At 69.6% G+C, this 20,910-nt stretch carries 23 protein-coding genes and 1 tRNA gene; 10 read left to right on the top strand and 14 right to left on the bottom strand.

The annotated features are described in order from the left end of the window. The first annotated feature begins 94 nt into the window (after window positions 1-94). Both ACZ6WN_RS06270 and ACZ6WN_RS06265 read left to right on the top strand, forming a co-directional pair. Entirely contained in the window at window positions 95-1,345 is a 1,251-nt protein-coding gene (locus ACZ6WN_RS06270) for a hypothetical protein (RefSeq protein WP_465863403.1), read from the top strand. Then, the gene (locus ACZ6WN_RS06265; protein ID WP_465863402.1) at window positions 1,338-1,934 is read left to right on the top strand and encodes a class F sortase; all 597 of its coding nucleotides are present in this window, start codon (window positions 1,338-1,340) and stop codon (window positions 1,932-1,934) included. Before ACZ6WN_RS06270 ends, ACZ6WN_RS06265 begins: the two co-directional genes overlap by 8 nt. An 85-nt stretch (window positions 1,935-2,019) precedes the next feature. On the opposite strand, the gene ACZ6WN_RS06260 is transcribed toward ACZ6WN_RS06265, so the two are convergent. After that, window positions 2,020-2,346, bottom strand: a complete 327-nt coding sequence (locus tag ACZ6WN_RS06260) for a GroES family chaperonin (protein WP_008363372.1) — start codon at window positions 2,344-2,346, stop codon at window positions 2,020-2,022. 30 nt (window positions 2,347-2,376) lie between these two features. Continuing rightward, the gene (locus ACZ6WN_RS06255) at window positions 2,377-2,634 is read right to left on the bottom strand and encodes a DUF3618 domain-containing protein (RefSeq protein WP_465863400.1); all 258 of its coding nucleotides are present in this window, start codon (window positions 2,632-2,634) and stop codon (window positions 2,377-2,379) included. A 78-nt stretch (window positions 2,635-2,712) separates the two neighbouring features. Between ACZ6WN_RS06255 and bcp the strand changes: the two genes are divergently transcribed. Continuing rightward, window positions 2,713-3,186: a thioredoxin-dependent thiol peroxidase gene (gene bcp, locus ACZ6WN_RS06250; protein WP_465863518.1), complete on the top strand. Its 474-nt coding sequence runs from the start codon at window positions 2,713-2,715 to the stop codon at window positions 3,184-3,186. Between the two features lie 15 nt (window positions 3,187-3,201). On the opposite strand, the gene ACZ6WN_RS06245 is transcribed toward bcp, so the two are convergent. From ACZ6WN_RS06245 to ACZ6WN_RS06235, 3 genes are all read right to left on the bottom strand, one after another. Beyond that, the gene (locus ACZ6WN_RS06245) at window positions 3,202-3,603 is read right to left on the bottom strand and encodes a hypothetical protein (RefSeq protein ID WP_465863399.1); all 402 of its coding nucleotides are present in this window, start codon (window positions 3,601-3,603) and stop codon (window positions 3,202-3,204) included. Between the two features lie 110 nt (window positions 3,604-3,713). Then, a tRNA-Leu gene (locus tag ACZ6WN_RS06240) sits at window positions 3,714-3,795 on the bottom strand. Between the two features lie 50 nt (window positions 3,796-3,845). Further along, window positions 3,846-4,283, bottom strand: coding sequence for a DUF805 domain-containing protein (locus ACZ6WN_RS06235; RefSeq protein ID WP_465863398.1), 438 nt, complete (start codon window positions 4,281-4,283; stop codon window positions 3,846-3,848). Between the two features lie 92 nt (window positions 4,284-4,375). On the opposite strand from ACZ6WN_RS06235, the gene ACZ6WN_RS06230 reads away from it, so the two are divergent. Next, the gene (locus ACZ6WN_RS06230; RefSeq protein ID WP_465863397.1) at window positions 4,376-4,975 is read left to right on the top strand and encodes a Maf family protein; all 600 of its coding nucleotides are present in this window, start codon (window positions 4,376-4,378) and stop codon (window positions 4,973-4,975) included. Here the strand turns inward: ACZ6WN_RS06230 and ACZ6WN_RS06225 are convergent. The 6 genes from ACZ6WN_RS06225 to ACZ6WN_RS06200 form a co-directional block, all read right to left on the bottom strand. Continuing rightward, window positions 4,932-5,537, bottom strand: a complete 606-nt coding sequence (locus ACZ6WN_RS06225; protein WP_465863395.1) for a GtrA family protein — start codon at window positions 5,535-5,537, stop codon at window positions 4,932-4,934. The genes ACZ6WN_RS06230 and ACZ6WN_RS06225 overlap by 44 nt on opposite strands. 94 nt (window positions 5,538-5,631) lie before the next feature. Then, a complete protein-coding gene (locus tag ACZ6WN_RS06220) occupies window positions 5,632-6,810 on the bottom strand; it encodes an acyl-CoA dehydrogenase family protein (RefSeq protein ID WP_465863394.1) in 1,179 nt (392 codons plus the stop codon). A gap of 66 nt (window positions 6,811-6,876) precedes the next feature. Next, entirely contained in the window at window positions 6,877-7,764 is an 888-nt protein-coding gene (locus ACZ6WN_RS06215) for a carbohydrate ABC transporter permease (protein ID WP_465863392.1), read from the bottom strand. Then, window positions 7,761-8,786: a carbohydrate ABC transporter permease gene (locus ACZ6WN_RS06210; protein ID WP_465863390.1), complete on the bottom strand. Its 1,026-nt coding sequence runs from the start codon at window positions 8,784-8,786 to the stop codon at window positions 7,761-7,763. Before ACZ6WN_RS06210 ends, ACZ6WN_RS06215 begins: the two co-directional genes overlap by 4 nt. Window positions 8,787-8,790: 4 nt before the next feature. Next, entirely contained in the window at window positions 8,791-10,200 is a 1,410-nt protein-coding gene (ngcE, locus tag ACZ6WN_RS06205) for an N-acetylglucosamine/diacetylchitobiose ABC transporter substrate-binding protein (protein WP_465863388.1), read from the bottom strand. A 50-nt stretch (window positions 10,201-10,250) separates the two neighbouring features. Beyond that, on the bottom strand, window positions 10,251-11,000 hold the full coding sequence (locus tag ACZ6WN_RS06200) for an SIS domain-containing protein (RefSeq protein WP_357337562.1): 750 nt from the start codon (window positions 10,998-11,000) through the stop codon (window positions 10,251-10,253). A 124-nt stretch (window positions 11,001-11,124) separates the two neighbouring features. Here ACZ6WN_RS06200 and ACZ6WN_RS06195 point away from each other — a divergent pair, with 124 nt between their 5' ends. Together ACZ6WN_RS06195 and ACZ6WN_RS06190 are read left to right on the top strand one after the other, a co-directional pair. Then, the gene (locus ACZ6WN_RS06195; RefSeq protein ID WP_465863386.1) at window positions 11,125-12,087 is read left to right on the top strand and encodes an N-acetylglucosamine kinase; all 963 of its coding nucleotides are present in this window, start codon (window positions 11,125-11,127) and stop codon (window positions 12,085-12,087) included. Between the two features lie 67 nt (window positions 12,088-12,154). Next, a complete protein-coding gene (locus ACZ6WN_RS06190; protein ID WP_465863385.1) occupies window positions 12,155-13,930 on the top strand; it encodes an acetyl/propionyl/methylcrotonyl-CoA carboxylase subunit alpha in 1,776 nt (591 codons plus the stop codon). A 108-nt stretch (window positions 13,931-14,038) separates the two neighbouring features. Here ACZ6WN_RS06190 and ACZ6WN_RS06185 read toward each other — a convergent pair whose 3' ends face one another. Beyond that, the gene (locus ACZ6WN_RS06185; protein ID WP_465863384.1) at window positions 14,039-14,755 is read right to left on the bottom strand and encodes a TetR/AcrR family transcriptional regulator; all 717 of its coding nucleotides are present in this window, start codon (window positions 14,753-14,755) and stop codon (window positions 14,039-14,041) included. 128 nt (window positions 14,756-14,883) lie between these two features. On the opposite strand from ACZ6WN_RS06185, the gene ACZ6WN_RS06180 reads away from it, so the two are divergent. Continuing rightward, complete coding sequence (locus ACZ6WN_RS06180) at window positions 14,884-15,813, top strand: NAD-dependent epimerase/dehydratase family protein (protein WP_465863383.1); 930 nt, start codon at window positions 14,884-14,886, stop codon at window positions 15,811-15,813. Window positions 15,814-15,827: 14 nt separating this feature from the next. Here ACZ6WN_RS06180 and ACZ6WN_RS06175 read toward each other — a convergent pair whose 3' ends face one another. Both ACZ6WN_RS06175 and ACZ6WN_RS06170 read right to left on the bottom strand, forming a co-directional pair. Then, the gene (locus tag ACZ6WN_RS06175) at window positions 15,828-16,613 is read right to left on the bottom strand and encodes a 3-hydroxybutyrate dehydrogenase (RefSeq protein ID WP_465863382.1); all 786 of its coding nucleotides are present in this window, start codon (window positions 16,611-16,613) and stop codon (window positions 15,828-15,830) included. Next, on the bottom strand, window positions 16,610-17,980 hold the full coding sequence (locus tag ACZ6WN_RS06170) for an MFS transporter (protein ID WP_465863381.1): 1,371 nt from the start codon (window positions 17,978-17,980) through the stop codon (window positions 16,610-16,612). The genes ACZ6WN_RS06175 and ACZ6WN_RS06170 overlap by 4 nt, the downstream gene beginning before the upstream one ends. A 94-nt stretch (window positions 17,981-18,074) precedes the next feature. Between ACZ6WN_RS06170 and ACZ6WN_RS06165 the strand changes: the two genes are divergently transcribed. The 3 genes from ACZ6WN_RS06165 (at window position 18,075) to ACZ6WN_RS06155 (ending at window position 20,909) form a co-directional block, all read left to right on the top strand. Continuing rightward, window positions 18,075-18,983, top strand: coding sequence for a LysR family transcriptional regulator (locus ACZ6WN_RS06165; protein WP_465863380.1), 909 nt, complete (start codon window positions 18,075-18,077; stop codon window positions 18,981-18,983). Window positions 18,984-19,077: 94 nt separating this feature from the next. Further along, on the top strand, window positions 19,078-20,244 hold the full coding sequence (locus ACZ6WN_RS06160; protein ID WP_465863378.1) for an ATP-binding protein: 1,167 nt from the start codon (window positions 19,078-19,080) through the stop codon (window positions 20,242-20,244). After that, window positions 20,244-20,909: a response regulator transcription factor gene (locus ACZ6WN_RS06155; RefSeq protein WP_465863377.1), complete on the top strand. Its 666-nt coding sequence runs from the start codon at window positions 20,244-20,246 to the stop codon at window positions 20,907-20,909. The genes ACZ6WN_RS06160 and ACZ6WN_RS06155 overlap by 1 nt, the downstream gene beginning before the upstream one ends. Window position 20,910 lies beyond the last annotated feature (1 nt).

Raw genomic sequence — 20,910 nt, 5'->3', positions numbered from 1 at the left:
CGGATTCCGCAGCTCAGAAGCGATACCCCAGCCCGTAACGTACGGGGCTCCTCCTCCGTTGAGTGTGACGAAGGTCAAAGGGAGGAAGAGTCACGTGCGCACAACACTCATCGCGCGGGGAGCCGCGGTGGCGGCCGCAGCTGCCATGGTTGCCTTGTCAGCCGCGCCTGCCAGCGCCGCCACGGTGTCGCAGGCATCCGCCACCGCGCTGAGCCTCGAGCTCGCCGGCACCGGAGCGAGGGACACCGGCACCTATGCCGTCACCAATGACGGCTCCACCGAGTCCGCCGAAGGCACCAACGAGCCGCTCATCACCGCGCTCGGCGGCCAGGACGCGATCCACGTCGGCACGCTGGCCCAGGACGCGGTCGCCAACCGCAACGCCACCTCGGCAGCCTGCTCGGGTGTCGCCGGCGACGGCGCGACCCTGGTCGCGGCCGGGTCCGGCGACTGCCTCAGCGGCGGCGACAACATCACGCTCGACGCGGGCAGCCTCGACTTCTCCGAGGTCGAGCTCGTCTCCTCCGGTCTGTTCCAGGGCGTCGACAAGCAGCTGATCGCAGCGCTGGAAGATGCGGGACTGAGCCAGACCGCCGTCACCGATCCGCTGACGGCAGCGCTCAAGCAAATCCTCGCGCCACTGGGCAACCCCGGCCTGCATCTCGACCTCGGCGCCGTACAGAGCAGCTGCACCGCCGACAAGGACACCGCCTCCGGCGACAGCAGCCTGGCGAACAGCCGGGCGTACGTCACCATCCCGACCGTCGGCGACGTCACCTTGGTCGACCTTCCGGTCGACCCGGACGTGAACCAGAAGGTCGTCACCGACCTGACCGGCGTGACCGACACTATCCTGGACGCTCTGCGCACTCAGTTCACCAGCGCCCTGCAGGGCGCCTTGGCCCCGGCCAACGATGCGCTCGACCAGCTTCAGGCGCAGGTGCTCGATACGGCCCTCGGCCAGATCGAGTCTCAGCTCGCACCCCTGGAGGAGAACGTCCTCGACATCACCCTCAACGCCCAGCACACCTCCCCGGGCGCGATCACGGTGACCGCGCTCGATGCGAAGGTCCTCCCGGCAGCCAAGGCGTTCGTCGGAGGCAGCCTGGCCCACCTGACCATCGGCACCAGCAGCTGTGGCCCGAACAGCCCGGCTCCGAAGACGGTCGTCAACAACCCGCCCAAGGCCGACAACCCGCCGGCTTCGGTCCCGACCGTCGTGACCGCCGGTGTGGAGAGCTACGACGACGGCAGCGCCGGGCGCATCGCCCTCGTCAGCCTGCTCCTGCTCGCGGCCGCGGGCGCCGGTGTGGCGACGTACGTCCGCATGCTGCGGCGTGGCTGACCGGACCTCGACCGCTGACTCGCCGCCGCGGCTCGCCGCGGCGGCGGGCGGCCTGTGGACCGCGCTGGTCGTGCTCGCCGTCGCGATGGTGGTGGCGGGGCTGTTGTGGCCCAGCGGCAGCGCCGCGGTGGAGGTGCCGCCCGGCGCCCCGCAGCGCCTCGAGCTGCCGGGGCTGAACACGAAGGCGAGGGTCGTCCCGATCCGTCTCAAGGGCGAGGTGCTCGACCCGCCGCGCAACCCGCGCGAGATCGGCTGGTGGGTCGGCAGCGCCAAGCCGGGGTCGGCGCAGGGTCAGACCGTGGTCACCGGCCACACCGTGCACACCGGTGGCGGCAGCCTCAACAAGCTCGACCACATCGAGAAGGGGCAGGAGGTCGACATCGTCACCAAGGACGGGACCTTCCAGCACCAGGTCGACTCCGTCGAGGTGCTCAGCCGCAACGAGCTGGCCGAGCAGGCCCAGCGCATCTTCGGCCAGGACCACGGCGACGGCCGGCTGGTGATCATCACCTGCACCGACTGGAACGGGTCGAGCTACGACAGCAACATCGTCGTGCTCGCGCACCGGTTCAACGCCCTACCCAACTAGTGGTGCCGAGTCGGCGCATCTGACCCCGTGCCTGGCGAAGCGAAGCGAGCCAGAGGGGTCGGATGCGCCGACTCGGCAGCAAGACTTACAGATACAAGCCAGTAGATTCGTCCGCGATCCGCTCCGCGGCGACAGCGTGCACGTCGCGCTCGCGCATCAGGACGTACACCTCGCCGGCGACCTCGACCTCCGGCTTGTCGTCGGCGTCGAAGAGCACCCGGTCGCCGATCTCGACGGCCCGCGCATGCGGGCCGACGGCGACCACGCGGGACCAGGTGAGCCGTCGGGCCGCGCCCATGGCGGCCGTCGCCGGGATGACGATGCCGCCCGAGGAGCGACGCTCACCGGCGTCGGACCCGACCTCGACCAGCACCCGGTCGTGGAGCATCTTGATGGGGGTCTTGTCGGTCACGTCCGTCGTTGCCTTGCCGGTGGGGAGTGGTCAGCTGACCTTGGTGATCTTACGCAGCGTGGCCATGAGCACGACGGCGCCCACCACCCCGCCCACGGTCTTCGCGATGTTGCCCATCTTCGGCTCGCCGGAGACCGGGTCGACGTAGACCGCCTTGAAGGCCGCCACCTGGCGCTGCACGATCGTCTTGGGCCGGCCCCGATAGATCAGCTCGTCGATGGTGCCTGCGAGCCGCTCGCGGATCTCTTCGATCTCGGACTCGAGCGAGGAAGTCTGGTCCTTGGACATGCGCAGACCTTAGCAACCGGCGTACGTCCACGGCGTGCTCCACCGCTGCGGTTCGCCGGATCAGTTGGGTAGGTTGGCATCATGACGCGTCTCGAGCCGGGCGATGTTGCCCCCGACTTCACTCTTCCCGACGACACCGGCGCGGAGGTCTCGCTCAGCAGCCTCCGCGGCCGCAAGGTGATCGTCTACTTCTACCCCGCCGCGATGACCCCCGGCTGCACCAAGCAGGCCTGCGACTTCACCGACTCGATCGACTCGCTGAAGGCCGCCGGCTACGAGGTCGTCGGCATCTCCAAGGACAAGCCCGCCAAGCTCGCGAAGTTCCGCGAGCGTGACGGGCTCACCATCACCCTGGCCTCCGACGAGGACCTCTCGGTGCACAAGGCGTACGACGCCTACGGCGAGAAGAAGCTCTACGGCAAGGTCGTCGAGGGTGTCATCCGCTCGACGTTCGTGGTCGACGAGGAGGGCAAGATCGAGGTCGCGCAGTACAACGTCAAGGCGACCGGTCACGTCGCCAAGCTCCGCCGCGACCTCGGCCTCGCCTCGTAGTCCTGCTGCCGGGTCCTACTGCTGGTCGTCGGGCTTCTTGAAGTCCGGCGGAGGAGGTACGTCCCCCGGGATCTCCTTGGGCGGCTCGACGACCACAGGGCCGGCGCTCCACCTGGCCCCGGTCTCCTTCAGCCACTCGCCCGCCTGGGCGGCGACATCGGTGGCGGCCGCGCCGACCTGGAGCAGGCCCGACAGGGCCTGGTTGCGCGGCTTGTCCGCGTCGGGTGCCGACGCCACCTCGGCCCGCTTGGCCTCGATCTGAGCCTTGAACTCGACGGCCTTCTCGATGGTCTTCTCGCCGCCGGTGACAAGGTGAGGTGCTGACTTCACCTTCGCGTCCTCAACAGCAGGCTTGGCGCCTTCGACGCCCTTCTGGACGCCATCGCGCCAGCTGGACGCGTTGTCCTTGAACGACATGACTTCATCCCTCTCCTGGATGGGGTGTGTACTTCCATCCTTGAGGGTCAGGGATCTGTTGTCCATCAGGATCGACCCTGGGACGCCCCGGGTCGGACCCGGACTCTGTGTGCCGAAGGCGGGACTTGAACCCGCACGTCCTAAGACACAGGAACCTAAATCCTGCGCGTCTGCCTATTCCGCCACTTCGGCCGAGCGACGATCAGTCTAGGGACTGATCGTCGCTCGTGGTTAGCCGCCGGTCAGGCGACGTTGTACTTGTCGCCCTCGGCCTTCTCGGGGAGCGCCCAGAAGACGATCAGCACGATCCAGCCGATGCACGGCAGGAGCCAGAGCAGCTGCCACCAGCCGGAGCGGCCGGTGTCGTGCAGGCGGCGGGCGCCGACGGCGAGGGACGGGACCAGGATGGCGAGCGCGAAGATTCCGCCGATGATGGAGCCGGCGGTCGAGTCGGCGCCGAGGAGCAGGTTGATCGCCATGTTGACGACCACCGAGAACAGCCACGGCCACCAGAACTCGGAGCGGCTGGCGCGGCCCTCGAAGGCGGCGTACTTCTTGAAGAACCGCACGATGGCGTCGCGGGGCGACGCGCCGCGGAGCGGCTGGCTCAGCGGAACTTCGCCCACGGGACCAGCGCCGTACGGCTGCTGCGGGGGCGGGGGCGGCGGGTAATCCGTCACGTCGGACTTCTCCTCATAGAGATGGGTTGGATGTGCGAAACCTAGTCGGGACGGACTCCGGGGTAAAGGACCGCTACCCCTAGGGTTGAGCCATGACCACGCTGGTCCTTGCCTCCCAGTCCCCCGCCCGGCTCCAGACGCTGCGCAGCGCAGGTGTCGAGCCTGTGGTGATCGTCTCCGGTGTCGACGAGAGCAGGCTCGACGGGCTGCCGCCGACGGAGCTCGCGCTCGGGCTCGCCGAGCTCAAGCGGGACGCGGTCGCCGGCCGTCCGGAGGTGCCCGAAGGGGCGCTCGTGCTGGGGTGCGACAGCGTCCTCGAGCTGGACGGGAAGCCGCTGGGGAAGCCGCACGATCCCGAGGAGGCGACCCAACGCTGGCGGGAGATGCGGGGACGCAGCGGCGTGCTCGTCTCCGGGCACGCGCTGGTCGACACCGCGACCGGTCGGCAGGTGTCGCAGACCGCCGCCACGACGGTGCACTTCGCCGAGGTGAGCGACGAGGAGATCGCCGCGTACGTCGCGACCGGTGAGCCTCTCCACGTCGCGGGTGCGTTCACCATCGACGGGATCGGCGGAGCGTTCGTGACCGGGATCGAGGGCGACCACCACAACGTGGTCGGGTTGAGCCTGCCGCTGCTACGCGACCTGCTCAGCCGGCTCGGTCATGCGTGGCCTGCTCTGTGGAACCGCTGACCGGCGCGCGACGCTCCGGGCCGATCAGGATCGTCTTGTCGTCGGTGAAGCCGAGCGCGGCAGCCTCCTCCTCGACGCTGCCGTAGACCTGCGTGTAGCGGATCGGACGGCCGAAGACGAACCTCCGGAAGAGGAAGAACCGGGCGATCTGGCCGAGCAGCACACCGACCACGTTGGCCGAGACGTTGTCGGCGATCGCGCTGTCCCAGCCGATCACGGTTCGGGTGACGTACAGGCACGCGATCGGCAGCAGCATCGTGACCGCGTTGATCACGACATAGGCCGTGAACCCGCCGTCGGGATGGTCGGAGACCCGGTGGCGGAACGTCCACCGGCGGCTCAGGTCGTAGCTGATCAGCATGCCGACGCTGTTGGCGATGACGTACGCCGGGATGGGCTGACCGTTCATCGGCCCCGCGCCCATGAAGAAGCCGTGGACCAGCCCGTTGAACAGCACGAAGGCGACTGCTGTCGCGATTCCGCCGACCATCATGAAGCGGACCACCTCTCCGAAGAGGCGGGTGCGACGCAGCCGTCCCAGCAGCTGTCCCCCGAACACCATGTGGCCACAGTAAAGGGTCAATGGTGAGATGGCTCTTGATTACTTCGCGGGTTTCGTTCAGCGTGCCGTAGGATTCGCGCCTTCTCGACGGGCCCTACTCCACAGGAAGGCCGAGACCTCTGGCGATCAGCATGCGCTGCACCTCGGAGGTGCCTTCGCCGATCTCCAGGATCTTCGCGTCGCGGTAGAAGCGAGCCACCGGATACTCCTCCATGAACCCGTAGCCGCCGAAGACCTGCGTGGCGATGCGGGTCGCGGTGACGGCCGACTCGGTGGCGTACAGCTTCGCGGCGGCGGCCGCCTGCTTGAACTCCTTCGTCGTCACCGCACCCGAGTCGAGTCCGGACTTCATCGCCGCAGCCTCGTACGTCAGGAGGCGGGAGGCCCGCAGCATGACCTCGAGATCGGCGATCTGGAAGGCGACGCCCTGCTTGCGGCCGATCGGGCCGCCGAAGGTCTGCCGCTCCCCCGCGTACTCGAGCGCCATGTCGAGGCAGGCCTGGATGCAGCCGACGGCGAGCGCGGCGATCGCGACACGGCCGTCGTCGAGGGTGGCGAGGAACTGGGCGTAGCCGCGGCCACGCTCGCCGAGGAGGTGGTCGGCCGGCACCCGGGCGCCGTCGAAGGAGAGCGGGTGGGTGTCGGAGGCGTGCCAGCCGAGCTTGTCGTAGGCCTTCTCGGCGGTGAACCCGGGCGTGCCCGAGGGGATCATGATGGTGCTGATCTCGGGCTTGCCGTTCTCACGGGTCCCGGTGCGCGCGGTGACGGTGACGACCGAGGTGATCGAGGAGCCGGAGTTGGTGATGAACTGCTTGGCACCGTCGACGACCCACTCGTCGCCGTCGAGGACGGCCTTGGTGGCGGTCGCGCCGGCGTCGGAGCCGGCACCCGGCTCGGTCAGCCCGAACCCGGCCAGCTTCTTGCCGGCCACGAGGTCGGGGAGCCAGCGCTCCTTCTGCTCGTCGGTGCCGTAGGTGAGGATCGGGTTGATGCCCAGGCCGACGGCGGCCTCGAGCGTGATCCCGATCGACTGGTCGACGCGGCCGAGCTCCTCGATCGCGACGCAGAGCGCGACGAGGTCACCCTCACCCCCGCCGTACGCCTCGGGGGCGGTCAGGCCGAACAGGCCCAGCTCACCCATCTTGTGGACCACATCGACGGGGAAGTGATGGTCGCGGTCCCACTGCGAGGCATGGGGCGCGATCTCCTTCTGGGCGAAGTCACGGACGACAGCACGCAACTCTTCGTGCTCGGGCTGGAGAAAGGCGGTCACGCGCCCTAGGTTAGCGCTTATTAACCTAGGGCGCGAGACCCGCATCACATCCGAGTCAGATCAGGGTCAGCGGAACGTGCCCGTGGAGACCGTCCCGGCGATGCGCCGCTGGAAGATCAGGTAAACGACCAGCACCGGAAGCACGGTCAGCACCACCCCGGCGAAGAGCGCGCCGAAGTCGACGTTGTAGCCCGCCTGGGACGAGAACGACGCCATGCCCTGGGTGAGCACGTAGTTGTTCCGGTCGGTGTTGAGCGCCACCGGGAGCAGGAACTGGTTCCACAGCCCGAGGAAGTTGAAGATCGCCACGCCGGCCATCCCGGGTGCGGCCATCGGCAGCATGATCTGGAAGAACGTGCGCCACTCGCCCGCACCGTCCATCATCGCGGCCTCGTAGACGTCGTCGGGCAGCGTCTTGAAGAAGGCGTAGAGGAAGAAGACGGTGAACGGCAGCGCATAGGCCACGTAGGTCAGGATCAGCCCCGGCAGCGTGTTGAGCAGCCCGATGCCCTGGAGCACGAAGAACAGCGGCACGATGACCAGGAAGATCGGGAAGGTCAGCCCGGCGAGCATCGAGTAGTAGATGACCCGGCGGCCGAAGAACTCGAACCGCGCCAGCACGTAGGCGCACATCGCCCCCAGCAGCATCACCAGCACCAGCGCGGTGCCGACCACGATGACGGTGTTGAAGAAGTACGTCCCGATGCCGGCCTTGGTCCAGGCGCTGATGTAGTTGTCGAAGCTCCACTCTGCCGGCAGCGAGAACGGCGAGGACAGGATCTCCTTCGACGTCTTGAACGAGGAGAGCACCACCCAGCAGAAGGGCACGATGACGATCACCGACCAGATGATCAGCATGGTGTGCGAGGTGCCGGCGACCAGTGCGTCGCCCGGCGTACGTCGCTGGCCGTCGGAGCGGGCAGCGACCGGCTTGTCCAGAGTGACGGTGCTCATCGGCGTACGTCTCCCTTCTTGTCCCGTCCCCCAACGAAGTGGAAGACGGCGAAGACCAGGGCGGCGAAGAGCAGCGTGACCAGGGCGAGCACGACGCCCATCGAGGTGGCGTAGCCGAACTGGCTCTTCTTGAAGGCGGTGTTCATCAGGTGCTGGCTCATCGTCAGCGTGCTGTTGGCAGGGCCGCCGCCAGGGGCGAGCGCCGCCATGAAGACGTAGGCGTCGAGGGTGAGGATCCCCAGGTAGATGTAGGCCGTCTGCACGTTGTCACGGATCGAGGGGAGCGTGATCGAGATCGCGGTGCGGAACCGGCCGGCACCGTCGATGCGGGCAGCCTCGTAGATCTCCGCGGGGACGCCCTTGATGGCGGCCACGAAGAGCACGGTGTAGAAGCCGATGCTCGCCCAGATGATCACGAACATCGAGGCCGGCATCGCGGCCCGCACCTCGCCGAGCCAGGCGTAGTCCTTGAACCCGTCGAGACCGATGCCGGTGAGCATGCCGTTGAGCAGGCCCGCGGCCGGGTCGTAGACCTGCGCCCAGAGCAGACCGATGACGACGGCCGGGACGGCGTAGGGGAAGAAGGAGACGACCCGGTAGAAGCCGGAGCCGTTGAGGCCGCGCACCTGGCCGGTGCTGGGACCGGCGGTGGTCACGACCACCGCGATCGCCAGCGCCGCGACGAGCGTCACCAGCGGCACCACGATCGTGAGCAGCACGTTGTTGCGCAGCGCCTTGAGGAACGTGTCGTCGTCGAGGAGCTTGGCGTAGTTGTCCAGGCCGACGAAGTTCATGACCGGGGAGAAGCCGGTCCAATCGGTCAGCGAGTAGAAGAGGGCCTGCCCGATCGGGACCACGACGAAGATGACGAAGACCGCGACCGGGAGGCCGAGGAAGACCGTCATGAACAGTGCCCGGTCGAGGGTGAGCTTGCGGCGGCGCCGGCCGGGGGCGGCCCCCCAAGGATTCTCCTCGGAGGGGCCGCCGGCCGTCTGGGCCATCGTGGTGGATGGGTCCGGCATGGTGTCAGGAAACCTTGAGCTTCTCGATCGAGGAGTCGTCGGCGACCTTGTCGAAGATGCCCTGGACCGCGGTGGTCAGACCCTTGACGTCGAGGTCACCGGAGAGGAACGAGTTCCACACGACCAGCTCGTCGGCGTTGGTGCCGTAGTAGTCGTAGAACTGGTAGTTGAAGGTGTTCTCACCGGCGGCGTCGAGCATCGCGCTCTGCGACTTCAGCGCCGCGGAGCCGAACCCGTCGGCAGGGATGGTGTCCTTGACGATGGTCGGGGCGAGCTTCGTCTTGGCGAAGTTGGTCGCGGCCTCCTTCGACAGCATGGCGCGGAGGATCTCCTTGCCACCGGCCGGGTTCTTCGCCTTGCTCGGCACGATGAACGCCTCGCCGGCCGCGGCCCGGACGGCCTCGTACGGCAGCGACGGGCTGTCGCTGAGGACGAACTCCGGGACGCCGGTCATCTCGAAGCCCTCCTTGGTCGCGTCCTTCATCTCGTTCTCGATCCAGCCGCCGCTCGGGTAGAGGAGCGCCTGCTGGTCGTTGGACCACTTGGCCTGCGCAGCGGTGAACTGGGTGCCGGCGCCGCCGGGGACGAACATGTCCTGCTTCACCATCTCGCCGAGCTTCTCCAGGATCCCCTGGATGACCGGGTGGGACCAGGCGCCCTTCTCGAGGTTCTCCAGCGCGAGGCGCACCTCGTCGCCGCCCTCCTTGGCCGCGGAGTCGATCACCAGGGTGCGGTAGTAGGTCGCCGCCTCCTTGCCCCAGACCCAGAGGTACTTCTTCTTGGCCTTGGCCTTGGCGCCGAGGTCGAGCGCCTCGTCCCAGGTCTTCGGCGCGGTCCAGCCGTTCTCCTGGAAGAGCGAGTTGGAGTACCACACGCCGTAGAGGGTCATGACGTAGTTGATCGCCACGAACCGGTCGCTGTAGGTGCCGGGGTCCTTCACGTTCGGGTAGAGGGTGTCCGCGATCTTGACGCCCTCGTAGCTGTCGGCCTCGAAGACGTCGTCCAGCTCCTCGAGCTGCGCGGCGATCGAGCTGAAGCCGATCAGGTCCGCGCCCGAGTTGTCGATCAGGTCCGGGGGCGTACCGCCCACGAAGCGCGGCTGCAGCTCCGTGGCGATCTTGGTCGTGGCGCTGACCTTGATGTCGGCGTCCGCGAACTCCTTGCCGACCACGCCGGCGGCGAACTCGACGTAGTCGTAGCCGTAGCCGCCGTCGAAGATCACCGCGTCGACGGTGCCGTCCTTGGGCATGCCGAACGGGTTGGACGCGGACTTGGTGCCACCGCCGGAGTTGTCGCTGTCGCTACCGGGCGCGCCACACGCGGCGAGTGCTCCGGAGAACGACACGAGCGCCGCGCCGGCGAGGGTGCCGCGCAGAAGGGTCCGGCGGTCGAGCCGGTGAAGCTGCTGGGACATCGTGCTGCCTTCTTTCGGGTGGGTTCCTCGTTACTTGTTCTTACGGGTGTTCAGGCCATGCTTCCGATGCGCTCGCCGTAGCGAGCCTTCAACGCATCGTTGTGCTCATCGCCACCCGGGATATTGGCGGAGAGATACAGGGGCGGGGTCTCGCCTGCCTCCTGGATCCTCGCGGCGGTGCCGAGGGTCAGGAGCTGGGCGATGTAGGCCGCCGTGATGGAGGAGACGGCTCCGGCGAGCACACCGCCGTCGCCCACGGGGACGGTGGCGTCGCCGAACGGAGCCAGGTTGTCGATCACCACATCGGCGATCTCGGCCAGGCGCTTGCCGCTGGGGTGCTTGGGGGTGACCGCGTTGGTGTGCTCGAGGCTGGTCACCGCGATCACCGTGTGGCCCTCCTCCTTCGCGCGCAGCGCGATGCCGACGATGGAGCCGTTGACACCGGAGTTGGACGCGATCAGGAAGACGTCCTCGGGGTGGAACTCGTGGAGCTCCCAGAGCTCGTTGGCGATGTTGGTGTCACGCTCCAGGAGGCCGCCCTTGAGATCGCTCGCCGGCCGGTCGCCCTTGAGGACCGTGTCGCGCAGAGCGATGGCATGGGTGGGGATCAGACCACCGGCCCGCCCGGCGATCTCCATGGCGAACGCCTGCGAGTGGCCGGTGCCGAAGGCCTGGAGCACACCGCCGTTGCGGATGCTGCCGACCATCGCCTCGACCGCCTCGTCGAGGCCACCGGATTGCGCCATCGACTGCAGCTCGGACAGGCGTGTGCGAACCTGCTCATCGAAGGCTCCGAACACGTCTCTGGTCAATTAGTCCACCCACCTAGCAAACTCCGGCCGCGACCGTATGTCGAGGCCTGCGCTCGAAAACTATTTGGAGAGAGTACGCCTGGCAATGGTTTTCTGTTACGAAACGGTGTCAATGACTCACAACTATCTGGGACTCGACGCGGGAGGCACCAGCACTCGCGCCGTCGTCGTCTCCTCCGACGGACATTGCGGAGGCATCGGGAAGGCCGGCAGCGGCAACCCGACCTCCGCCGGGATCGACGCCGCCACGACGGCGATCAGGGCTGCGGTCACGCAGGCCGTGAGCGCCTCGAAGGCCGGGCGGCTCGCCGGCGCCGCCCTGGCGGTGGCGGGGGCGGGCGACCCCGCCAACCGGGCCGCGATCGTGGCCGCTCTCTCCGACCTCGTCGAGGTCGAGCCGGTCTTCGACTTCGATGTGCTGGCGGCGTACTTCTCGGGGACGGCGGCGCCCGACGGCTACGTGCTGCTCTCTGGCACGGGGGCGTCGGCGGTGCGGGTCGAGGACGGCCGGCCGGCGGGGATCTCGGACGGGCTGGGCTGGCTGCTCGGCGACGTCGGCTCCGGCTTCTGGCTGGGCCGGGAGGTCGTACGCGCCGGGCTGGCGCCGCTCGACGGGCGGGGTGCCGCGACGCAGCTGACCGGGCTGCTGCTGGACCGGCTCGGGCTCGTGCCCGACGACCGGCGGCAGGGCGGACGGACCGGCACCCTCGTCGCGGCGACGGCGGCGCTCTACGCGATGCCGCCGCTGCGGCTGGCCGACTTCGCCTCGCTCGTCTTCACCGCGGCGGGTGCGGGCGACCAGGTCGCCGCGGGCATCCTCGACCAGGCGGCCGAGGGGCTGGCGGAGACGCTGGCGGCGGTGCGTACGCCTGATGTCGAGGGGCCGCTGGTCGCGGCCGGGAGCGTCCTGGCCCGGCAGCCCGACTTCGCCGCCCGGGTCGCTCCGGGGGCGGTCCTCGCCACCGACGGCCTGGCCGGAGCGGCCGTGCTGGCGTTGCGGCACGGGGGCGTGCTCGTGGACGACGCCGTGTACCGCCGAGTAACCTCCTCGCTCGCCCAGCTCACCGAAGTGTGACAATCGTTACGACGGGCGGCTGGAGCCAGGCCGAGATGGCCTCCCCTAGCATGTCTATGCATTCACGATGGAGGAGTTCTCGTTGAGCAAGCCACTGACCAAGGTCCTGATCGCCAACCGTGGTGAGATCGCTGTTCGCGTGATCCGCGCGTGCAAGGATGCCGGGATCGGCTCCGTAGCGATCTATGCGGACCCCGACCGTGATGCGCTCTTCGTGCGCCTGGCCGATGAGTCCTACTCCCTGGGCGGAGCCACACCGGCGGAGTCGTACCTCTCGATCGAGAAGATCATCGATGTCGCCCGCCGCTCGGGGGCGGACTCGGTCCACCCCGGCTACGGCTTCCTCGCCGAGAATGCCGACTTCGCCACCGCGGTGATCGAGGCCGGCCTGACCTGGATCGGCCCCTCGCCCGAGGCCATCGACGCGCTGGGTGACAAGGCCAAGGCCAAGCAGATCGCGCTCAAGGCCGGTGCCCCGCTGGCGCCGGGGCTCAAGGACCCGGTCAAGGACGCCTCCGAGATCGTCGCCTTCGCCCAGGAGTACGGCCTCCCGGTCGCGATCAAGGCGGTCTTCGGTGGCGGCGGTCGTGGCTTGAAGGTGGCCCGCACCCTGGAGGAGATCCCCGACCTGTACGAGTCCGCGGTCCGCGAGGCCATCGGTGCCTTCGGTCGCGGGGAGTGTCTGGTGGAGAAGTTCCTCGACAAGCCGCGCCACGTCGAGACCCAGTGCCTGGCCGACACTCACGGCAACGTGGTCGTGGTCTCCACCCGCGACTGCTCCCTGCAGCGTCGCCACCAAAAGCTGGTCGAGGAAGCTCCCGCACCGTTCCTGAGCGAGGAGCAGAACAAGCGCCTGTATGAGTCCTCCAAGGCCATCTTGCGCGAAGCGGGTTATGTCGGCGCGGGCACGTGTGAGTTCCTCGTCGCCGCCGACGGCACCATCTCCTTCCTCGAGGTCAACACCCGCCTCCAGGTCGAGCACTGCGTCTCCGAGGAAGTCACCGGCCTCGACCTGGTGCGCGAGATGTTCCGCATCGCCGCCGGCGAAGAGCTCGGCTATGACGACCCCGAGGTCCGCGGCCACTCCATCGAGTTCCGCATCAACGCCGAAGACGGCGGCAACAACTTCATGCCCGCCCCCGGCACCCTGACCGAGTGGGCACCCCCGGCCGGGCCCGGGGTACGCCTGGACGGGGGCTATGAGAAGGGCGAGACCATCCCGGGCTCCTTCGACTCCCTCATCGCGAAGCTGATCGTCTCCGGCCGCGACCGCACCCAGGCGCTGGAGCGCTCGCGTCGCGCGCTGGACGAGTTCAAGGTCGACGGCATGCCCACCGTCATCCCGTTCCACCAGGCCGTCGTCACCGACCCGGCCTACACCGCAGCGGACGGCTCCTTCGAGGTCTACACGACCTGGATCGAGACCGACTTCGACAACCAGATCACGCCGTACGCCGGTGCCGCCGGTGAGCCGGCCGAGGACGTCGAGCGTCAGACCGTGGTGGTCGAGGTCGGCGGCAAACGCCTCTCGGTCTCGCTGCCCGCCGGGCTCGGTGGGCTCGCGGTCGGCGGCGGCGCCGCGGCGAAGAAGCCCAAGCGGTCGGCGAAGAAGGCCGGCGCGGCCGCCTCGGGCGACTCGGTCACCTCCCCGATGCAGGGCACCATCGTCAAGATCGCCGTCGAGGAAGGCCAAGACGTCGCCGAGGGCGACGTCGTCGTGGTCATCGAAGCCATGAAGATGGAACAACCCCTCAAGGCCCACAAGGCCGGCACCATCACCGGCCTGAACGCCACCGTGGGCGAGACCGTCGCCAACGGCGCAGTCATCGCCGAGATCAAGTAGCTCGTCGAGGCGTCAACTTCTGACGGCGAGAAGTCAGTTTCTGACGGCGAGAAGTCACTCCGGTGACCTCTCGCCGTCAATTTTTGACCCCTCGGCGGCAAGAACCGACTACTCGGCGAGTCCTAGGGTTTCGGCCAGGACCGCCAGGTGGAGTTCGAAGAGGGCGGCGGGATCGCCGAACGCGTCGGGGCCGAACTGGCCGAAGACCTCGAAGCTGACGCGGCCGAAGAGGCTGGTCCAGACGAGTACGCCACGAGTGAGCGCAGCATCGGGGAGATCGAGGCCGAGCTGGTCACGGATGCCCTGGAGCCCCGCCGAGAGCTCGGGCGAGATCTCGCCCGACGCCTCGGGCACGGTCAGCCGGCCGGCGGCGAGAGCGCCGGCACACAGCCGCAGCATCGCGGTCGGGACCCGCGTGCCGGGCACGCTGGTGCGCTCGTCCGGAGCGGCATAGCCGGGGACGGGCGACCCGAACAGCAGGGCGTACGTCGCCGGCTCGGCGAGCGCCCAGGTCCTGACCGCGCGGCCGAGCGCCTGGAACTGGGCGCGGTGGTCGTCCGCAGGAGCCGAGGCGACGGCGGCGTCGACGGCGTCGCCGAGCTCGTCGTACCCAGAGACGAGGAGCAGCGTGAGCAGCTCGTCGCGGTTCTTCACGTAGCGGTAGACCGCCGAGGAGACCACGCCGAGATCACGGGCGACCGCGCGCAAGGAGAGCGCGGCGGCACCGTGGACCGCCAGGTGCTCGCGGCCGATCCGGACGATCTCGTCCATGGTCTGCGCCCGCGCCCGCTCGCGTGGGGTGCCGTCTCGTGAGGTGGCTGTCATGCCGACATCGTGACCCGACCCAGAGAGCGCTGTCAACAAAAGTGAGCACTGCTCTTGCTTTTGTCTCCGACTCGCGCCAGACTCGTTCCGAGAGCACTGCTCTCGGAACCCACGAAGGAGACAGAGTCATGAACAGCACCTACCTCGTCATCGGCGCCGGCCCCGTCGGCGCGACCATCGCCCAGCAGCTCGCGGCCCGCGGCGACCGCGTACGCCTCCTCACCCGCTCCGGCAGCGGTCCGGTGCACGCGAGCATCGAGCGGCTCCGTGGCGACGCCACGGATCTGGACACCGTCATCCAGGCTGCCTCCGGCACCCGCGCCGTCTTCCACTGCATGCACGGCAGCGCCTACGCCGCCGACACCTGGCGCGCCGAGCTCCCGCGGGCCGAGAAGGTCGTGCTCGAGGCCGCCGGACGGGCCGGCGCCGTGGTCGTCTTCCCGGAGAGCCTCTACGCCTACGGCCACGTCACCGGGCCGATGACCGAGCAGACGCCGCGCGACGCCGACTTCGGCAAGCCCGCGGTGCGGGTCGAGCTCCTCCGCGCCCGGGACGCCTCCCCGACCCCGACGGTCAGCGTCGCCGCCTCGGACTTCTACGGTCCGCTGGTCCGCAACGCCCACGCCGGCGAGCGCATGGTGCCGACGGTCCTCGCCGGCCGCACCATGCGCGTCCTCGGCGACCCGGACGCGCCGCACTCCTGGACGTACGTCCCCGACCTGGGGGCCGCGATGATCCGGGCGGCCGACGAGGAGAGCCTGTGGGACTCCTTCCTGCACGCGCCCACCGCGCCCGCGGTGTCCCAGCGGGCCTTGGTCCAGCTCTACGCCGACGTGGCGGGCGTCGCCGCTCCCAAGGTCGGCAGCATCCCCACCTGGGCGCTGAAGGCGGTCGGCACGGTGCACGCCGGCACCCGGGAGCTGGCCGAGATGGTCTACCAGTTCGACAAGCCGTTCGTGCTGGACTCCTCGGCCAGCGAGTCCCTGCTCGGCCTGGCCCCCACCCCGCTCGAGACCGGGGCCAAGGCGACGGTGGACTGGTGGCGGAGCCAGGCCTGAGCGGGAGGCTGGAGCTAGCGGGCGCTCCAGCCCCCGTCCATCGCCCACGAGGCGCCGGAGACCATCGAGGCGTCGGGGCCGGTGAGCCAGCCGACCAGGGAGCCGACCTCCTCCGGCTCGACCAGCCGCTTCACCGCGACGTCCTGCAGCAGCACCCGCTCGACGACCTCGGCGGCCGGCACACCGTGCACCTCGGCCTGGTCGGCGATCTGCTGCTCCACCAGCGGCGTACGCACGTAGCCAGGGTTGATGCAGACGCTGGTCACCCCGTGCGGACCGCCCTCGAGAGCGGTGACCTTCGAGAGTCCCTCCAGGCCGTGCTTGGCCGAGACGTAGGCACTCTTGAACGGGGAGGCGACCAGGCCGTGCACGGAGGAGATGTTGACGATGCGGCCCCAGCCTTTGGCGTACATGTGCGGCAGGGCGGCCCTGACCAGCAGGAACGGCGCGACCAGCATGATCGAGTGGATCCTGCGGAAGTCGTCGGGGTCGAACTTCTCGATGGGGCTGACCCGCTGGATGCCGGCGTTGTTGACCAGGATGTCGACCTCGAGGGCGAGGTCGTCGAGCTCCTGGGTGGCGGTCAGGTCCACCACCCACGCCTCGCCGCCGATCTCCTCGGCGAGGGCGTGGGCGGCGTCGCCGGCCAGGTCGGCGACGACGACCCGCGCGCCGCGGGCGGCGAGCTCGCGGGCCACCGCCGCACCGATCCCCGAGGCGCCGCCGGTGACCAGGGCCCGCCGGCCCTGCAGCGTACGCCCGGGGGCGGCGGCGCCCGAGACAGCCGAAGCGGAGCTCACGCCGGGCTCACCTCACGCGCGGCCTCACGGTCGGCGTCGGCACGGTCCAGCGCCCGCAGCGAGGTGCCCCTGGTCTCCTTGAGCGTGAGCACGACGAGCGCGGTGATGATGCCGGCCACGGCGAGGTAGATCGCGGTGTTGGTCCAGGTGCCGGTGTCCTTGAGCCAGGCGATGGCCAGCAGCGGCGCGAGCGAGCCGGCGAAGATCGAGGTCACCTGGTAGGAGATCGAGATGCCGGAGTAGCGCATCCGGGTCGGGAACATCTCGGCCATGATCGCGGGCTGCGTGGAGTACATCAGCGCGTGGATGGCCAGGCCGGCGATCAGCGCCGCCACGATCGCGACGTTGCTCTTGGTGTCGAGCATCGGGAACGCCCAGAAGCCCCAGGTCGCGCCGAGCACCGCACCGACGAGGTAGACCGGCTTGCGGCCCACGCTGTCGGCGAGCCGGCCGACGGCGAGGATGAAGAAGAAGTGGCAGGCGTGCGCGATCGCGATCAGCCCGAGCAGCGCGCCCTGGTCCATCTTCTGGTCCTCGACCAGGTAGACGATCGAGAAGGACACCACCAGGTAGTACATGATGTTCTCCGCGAACCGCAGGCCCATCCCCTTGAGGACTCCGAGCGGGTAGCGGCGCAGCACCTCGAAGACGCCGTAGCCGGCCTCGGCGGCCTGGCCCTGCTCCGCCTTCGCCTCCTCGAAGATCGGCGAGTCGGTCACCGAGCGGCGGATGAAGTAGCCGACGACGACCACCACGGCCGAGAGCCAGAACGCGACCCGCCAGCCCCACGCCAGGAAGGCGGCGTCGGAGAGCGCGAGGGTCATCACGGTGAGCACCAGCGTGGCCAGCAGGTTGCCCACGGGCACCGCGGCCTGCGGCCAGGCGGCCCAGGTCGCGCGCCTGTCGTCGGGGGCGTGCTCGGCGACCAGCAGGACCGCGCCACCCCACTCACCGCCCAGGGCGAGCCCCTGCACGAACCGGAGCACCACCAGCGCGATCGGCGCGGCGAGCCCGATCTGGTCGTACGTCGGCAGGCAGCCCATCAGCACGGTGGCGACACCGATCAGCATGATGGTCAGCTGCAGGGTGTACTTGCGGCCGAGGCGGTCGCCGATGTGGCCGAACACGACGCCGCCCAGAGGGCGGGCGACGAACCCGATGGCGTACGTCACGAAGGCGGCGATGATCGCGTCGTAGGCGTTGCCGGTGGCCGGCATGATCACCTTGGCGAAGACGAGCGCCGAGGCGGTGGCGTAGAGGAAGAAGTCGTACCACTCCACGACCGTGCCGGCCATGGAGGCCGCCACGGTCCTGCGGAGCAGGCTCTGTTCGTTGGGGGCGGTCGCGCCCGGCTGTGTCGTGGACATGGCTGGGAGTGTGACAGTGATCATAATGTGCCTGCAACGCGCATGTTGGCACAGGCGATGAACGGAAATGCACATCCACCGCTAGGGTGGCCCGGTGGCCACGACCTCGCCGACACCGCCGTCCGCCGATCAGCTGCTGGTGCTGCTGGAGGTCGCCCGCAGCGGCCGCTTCACCACCGCCGCTCGCTCGCTCGGCCTGACCCACACGACGGTCAGCCGCAACATCTCCGCGCTCGAGCGCGCCCTCGGTGGCCGGGTGCTCGTGCGGGGCTCCGACGGGTGGGCGCTGACCGCTCTCGGTGAGCGCGCGGCGCGGGCCGCCGAGGGAGTCGCCGAGTCGCTGGCCCGGCTGGCGGCCGACGAGCCGGCCGACCCGGTGGCCGGCGTGGTCCGGATGTCGACGACCGACGGGTTCGCCGCGTACATCGCCTCGCCGGCGGTGGCCGCGCTGCGGCAGGACCATCCCGAGCTCTCGGTCGAGATCGTCACCGTGACCCGGCAGGCGGCGCAGCACCGCTCCGGCGTCGACATCGAGGTGGTGGTCGGCGAGCCGGCGGTGAACCGCGGCCGGGCGATGCACCTGGGCGAGTACGAGCTCGGCCTCTACGCCTCCCCCGGCTATCTGGAGCGTCACGGCGCCCCGGCCACGATCGAGGAGGCCGTACGCCATCGCCTGGTCTATTTCGTCGACTCGATGCTCCAGGTCGACGACCTCGACATCCCCCGCCGCCTGCTGCCCGGCATCCGCGACGCGGTCACCTCGACGAACGTGTTCGTGCACGTCGAGGCGACCCGGGCGGGGGCCGGCCTGGGCCTGCTGCCCTGCTTCATGGCCGACCGGCACCCCGACCTCGTCCGGCTGCTCCACGAGGACGTCCACCAGCGGCTCCCCTACTGGGCGGTCGTGCATCCCGAGTCCTGGCGACGCCCGGCCGTCGCCGCCGTCGTGGGCGGCCTGCGGGAGCAGATGGACGAACAGCGAGACGCCCTGATCGGCCGGTGACGCCCGCGGATTCGTTGGTACCGGCCGGAGGGCAGGTGCCGGGATCCTGGCCCCATGCTCCACCGTTCCCCGGCCCATCAGCGACAATTCGCGGGTGCCACACTCGACCCGGGCAGCCGCCGTACGTCTGGTGGCGTTCTTCGTGGCCGGGATGCGGCTGGCGACCCTCGCCCAGATGGCTCCCTCGCTGCTGGCGGCGATGCCCGCGCTGTCCCGCACCGACCATCCCTGGCTGACCGGGGCCAGCTGGATCCTCGCGACCGTCATGCTCGTCGCCGTCGCCGCGATCACCCTGCTCACCCGCAGGCCGCCGGGAGTGCCGTACGCCGTGCTCGACGTCGCCGTGGCCGTGGCGCTGCTGATCGTGGGGCTGTGGACGGTCCCCGTGGAGCTGCGTACGGGCACCTGGGTGGGGTTCCAGCTGGGCTACGCGCTCTGCGTTTCCTGCGGGCTCTCGGCGGTGCGCTCGCGGTGGCTGTGGATGTTCCTGCTCGCCTCGCTGGCGGTCGCCGAGGTGGTCTACATCGCCCCGACCGTGGACGGCGTGGCCGACCTCACCGGCGCCGTCAGCACCTGCCTGACCCTGCTGGTCCTCGGGCCGCTGGCCTGGTTCGGCTGCCAGACGATCGTGCGGATCGGGACCGAGGCCGATGAGGCGCGACGCTACGCCGCCGAGGCCGCCAAGGCCGAGGAGGAGCGCCGTGCCCGGCTCGCGATCCACAACGGCACCGCGATGATGCGGCTGCTCGTGGAGACCGACTCCGCCGACGGCAACGGGGCACTGAGGTCGCAGGCCGAGGTCGAGCTCAACCGGATGCGCGCCTACCTCAGCGGCCAGACCCCGCCGCCGGTGAGCGAGGCGACCAACCTGGCCGCGGTGGTCACCGCCGTCGGCGCGGAGTTCGACGACCTCCCGATCACGGTGGTCGCCGACCTCGCCCAGGACGTCGCGCTGCCGCGCGGTCTCGCCGACGACCTGGCCGCCGCGCTGCGCAGCCTGCTGCTCAACGTACGTCAGCACGCGCAGGCGGGCCGGGTGGTCCTGCACGCCGCCGAGGACGAGGACGGCTCCGGCTGGGAGGTCACCCTGCACGACGACGGCATCGGCTTCGACACCTCCACGACCGACCACGGGGTCGGTCTGCGTGAGGTGGTCGTCGAGCAGCTCGCCCGCTCGGGCATCGACGTCGAGATCAGCAGCATCCGCGACCTCGGCACGACGGTCACGCTCACGCAGCCGACCGCCGCGGAGGTGCCGTGATGTCCGCCCTGGCGCCCGCACCGCGCTTCACCCATGTCGACGACGCGACCGCGATGCGCGCCTCGCTGAGCCTGCTGCTGCCCGAGCTCACCTTCGTGTCCAGCCACGGATCCGTCGAGGACCTGCTGACGGCACGGCCGGAGGCCGACGTGGTCATCCTCGACCTCCACCTCACCAACACCGGCCAGCCCGACGCCTCCCAGGGCACCGCGGCCATCCGGCGCGTCGTCGAGGCCGGCTACCGGGTCTGCATCTACTCCCAGGAGGAGCGCCGGTTCGTGCTCGCCGCCTGCCTCGCCGCCGGCGCGACCGGCGTGGTCTCCAAGTCGGCCACCCTGGCCGAGGCCGAGGCGGCCTTCCGGGCGGTGGCCTCCGATGAGCCGGTGATCCCCCCGGGTATCACCGGCCTCATCGAAGTTCTCGTACGCCGCCGCAGCATCACCGTCCTCACCCCGCGTCAGCGCGAGGTCCTCGCCCATCGCGCCCGCGGGCTGACGTACGCCGAGATGAGCCGGTCGATGTATCTGTCCGAGTCGACCCTGCGCGGCTACTGGATGGAGCTGGCCCAGCTGGTCTCGGAGTACCTGCGCGAGACCTCTCCGGGCGACATCGAGCACGCCCTCGGGCTGCGCCCGGGGGACCTGCTCGACCTCTGGCCGGAGTGAG

Source organism: Nocardioides sp. NPDC054178, assembly GCF_055585005.1.
The sequence above is the reverse complement of the archived record's forward strand: the minus strand, read 5'-3'. Positions and strand labels throughout refer to the sequence as shown.

Bases quoted from the DNA above. Each gene is read 5' to 3' on its own strand.
- ACZ6WN_RS06210 (WP_465863390.1), bottom strand. From the start codon at position 8,786: ATGCCGGACCCATCCACCACGATGGCCCAGACGGCCGGCGGCCCCTCC.
- ACZ6WN_RS06225 (WP_465863395.1), bottom strand. From the start codon at position 5,537: ATGGTGTTCGGGGGACAGCTGCTGGGACGGCTGCGTCGCACCCGCCTC.
- ACZ6WN_RS06185 (WP_465863384.1), bottom strand. From the start codon at position 14,755: ATGACAGCCACCTCACGAGACGGCACCCCACGCGAGCGGGCGCGGGCG.
- ACZ6WN_RS06195 (WP_465863386.1), top strand. From the start codon at position 11,125: ATGACTCACAACTATCTGGGACTCGACGCGGGAGGCACCAGCACTCGC.
- ACZ6WN_RS06190 (WP_465863385.1), top strand. From the start codon at position 12,155: ATGGAGGAGTTCTCGTTGAGCAAGCCACTGACCAAGGTCCTGATCGCC.
- ngcE (WP_465863388.1), bottom strand. From the start codon at position 10,200: ATGTCCCAGCAGCTTCACCGGCTCGACCGCCGGACCCTTCTGCGCGGC.
- ACZ6WN_RS06170 (WP_465863381.1), bottom strand. From the start codon at position 17,980: ATGTCCACGACACAGCCGGGCGCGACCGCCCCCAACGAACAGAGCCTG.
- ACZ6WN_RS06245 (WP_465863399.1), bottom strand. From the start codon at position 3,603: ATGTCGTTCAAGGACAACGCGTCCAGCTGGCGCGATGGCGTCCAGAAG.
- ACZ6WN_RS06255 (WP_465863400.1), bottom strand. From the start codon at position 2,634: ATGTCCAAGGACCAGACTTCCTCGCTCGAGTCCGAGATCGAAGAGATC.
- ACZ6WN_RS06215 (WP_465863392.1), bottom strand. From the start codon at position 7,764: ATGAGCACCGTCACTCTGGACAAGCCGGTCGCTGCCCGCTCCGACGGC.
- ACZ6WN_RS06180 (WP_465863383.1), top strand. From the start codon at position 14,884: ATGAACAGCACCTACCTCGTCATCGGCGCCGGCCCCGTCGGCGCGACC.
- ACZ6WN_RS06230 (WP_465863397.1), top strand. From the start codon at position 4,376: ATGACCACGCTGGTCCTTGCCTCCCAGTCCCCCGCCCGGCTCCAGACG.
- ACZ6WN_RS06155 (WP_465863377.1), top strand. From the start codon at position 20,244: ATGTCCGCCCTGGCGCCCGCACCGCGCTTCACCCATGTCGACGACGCG.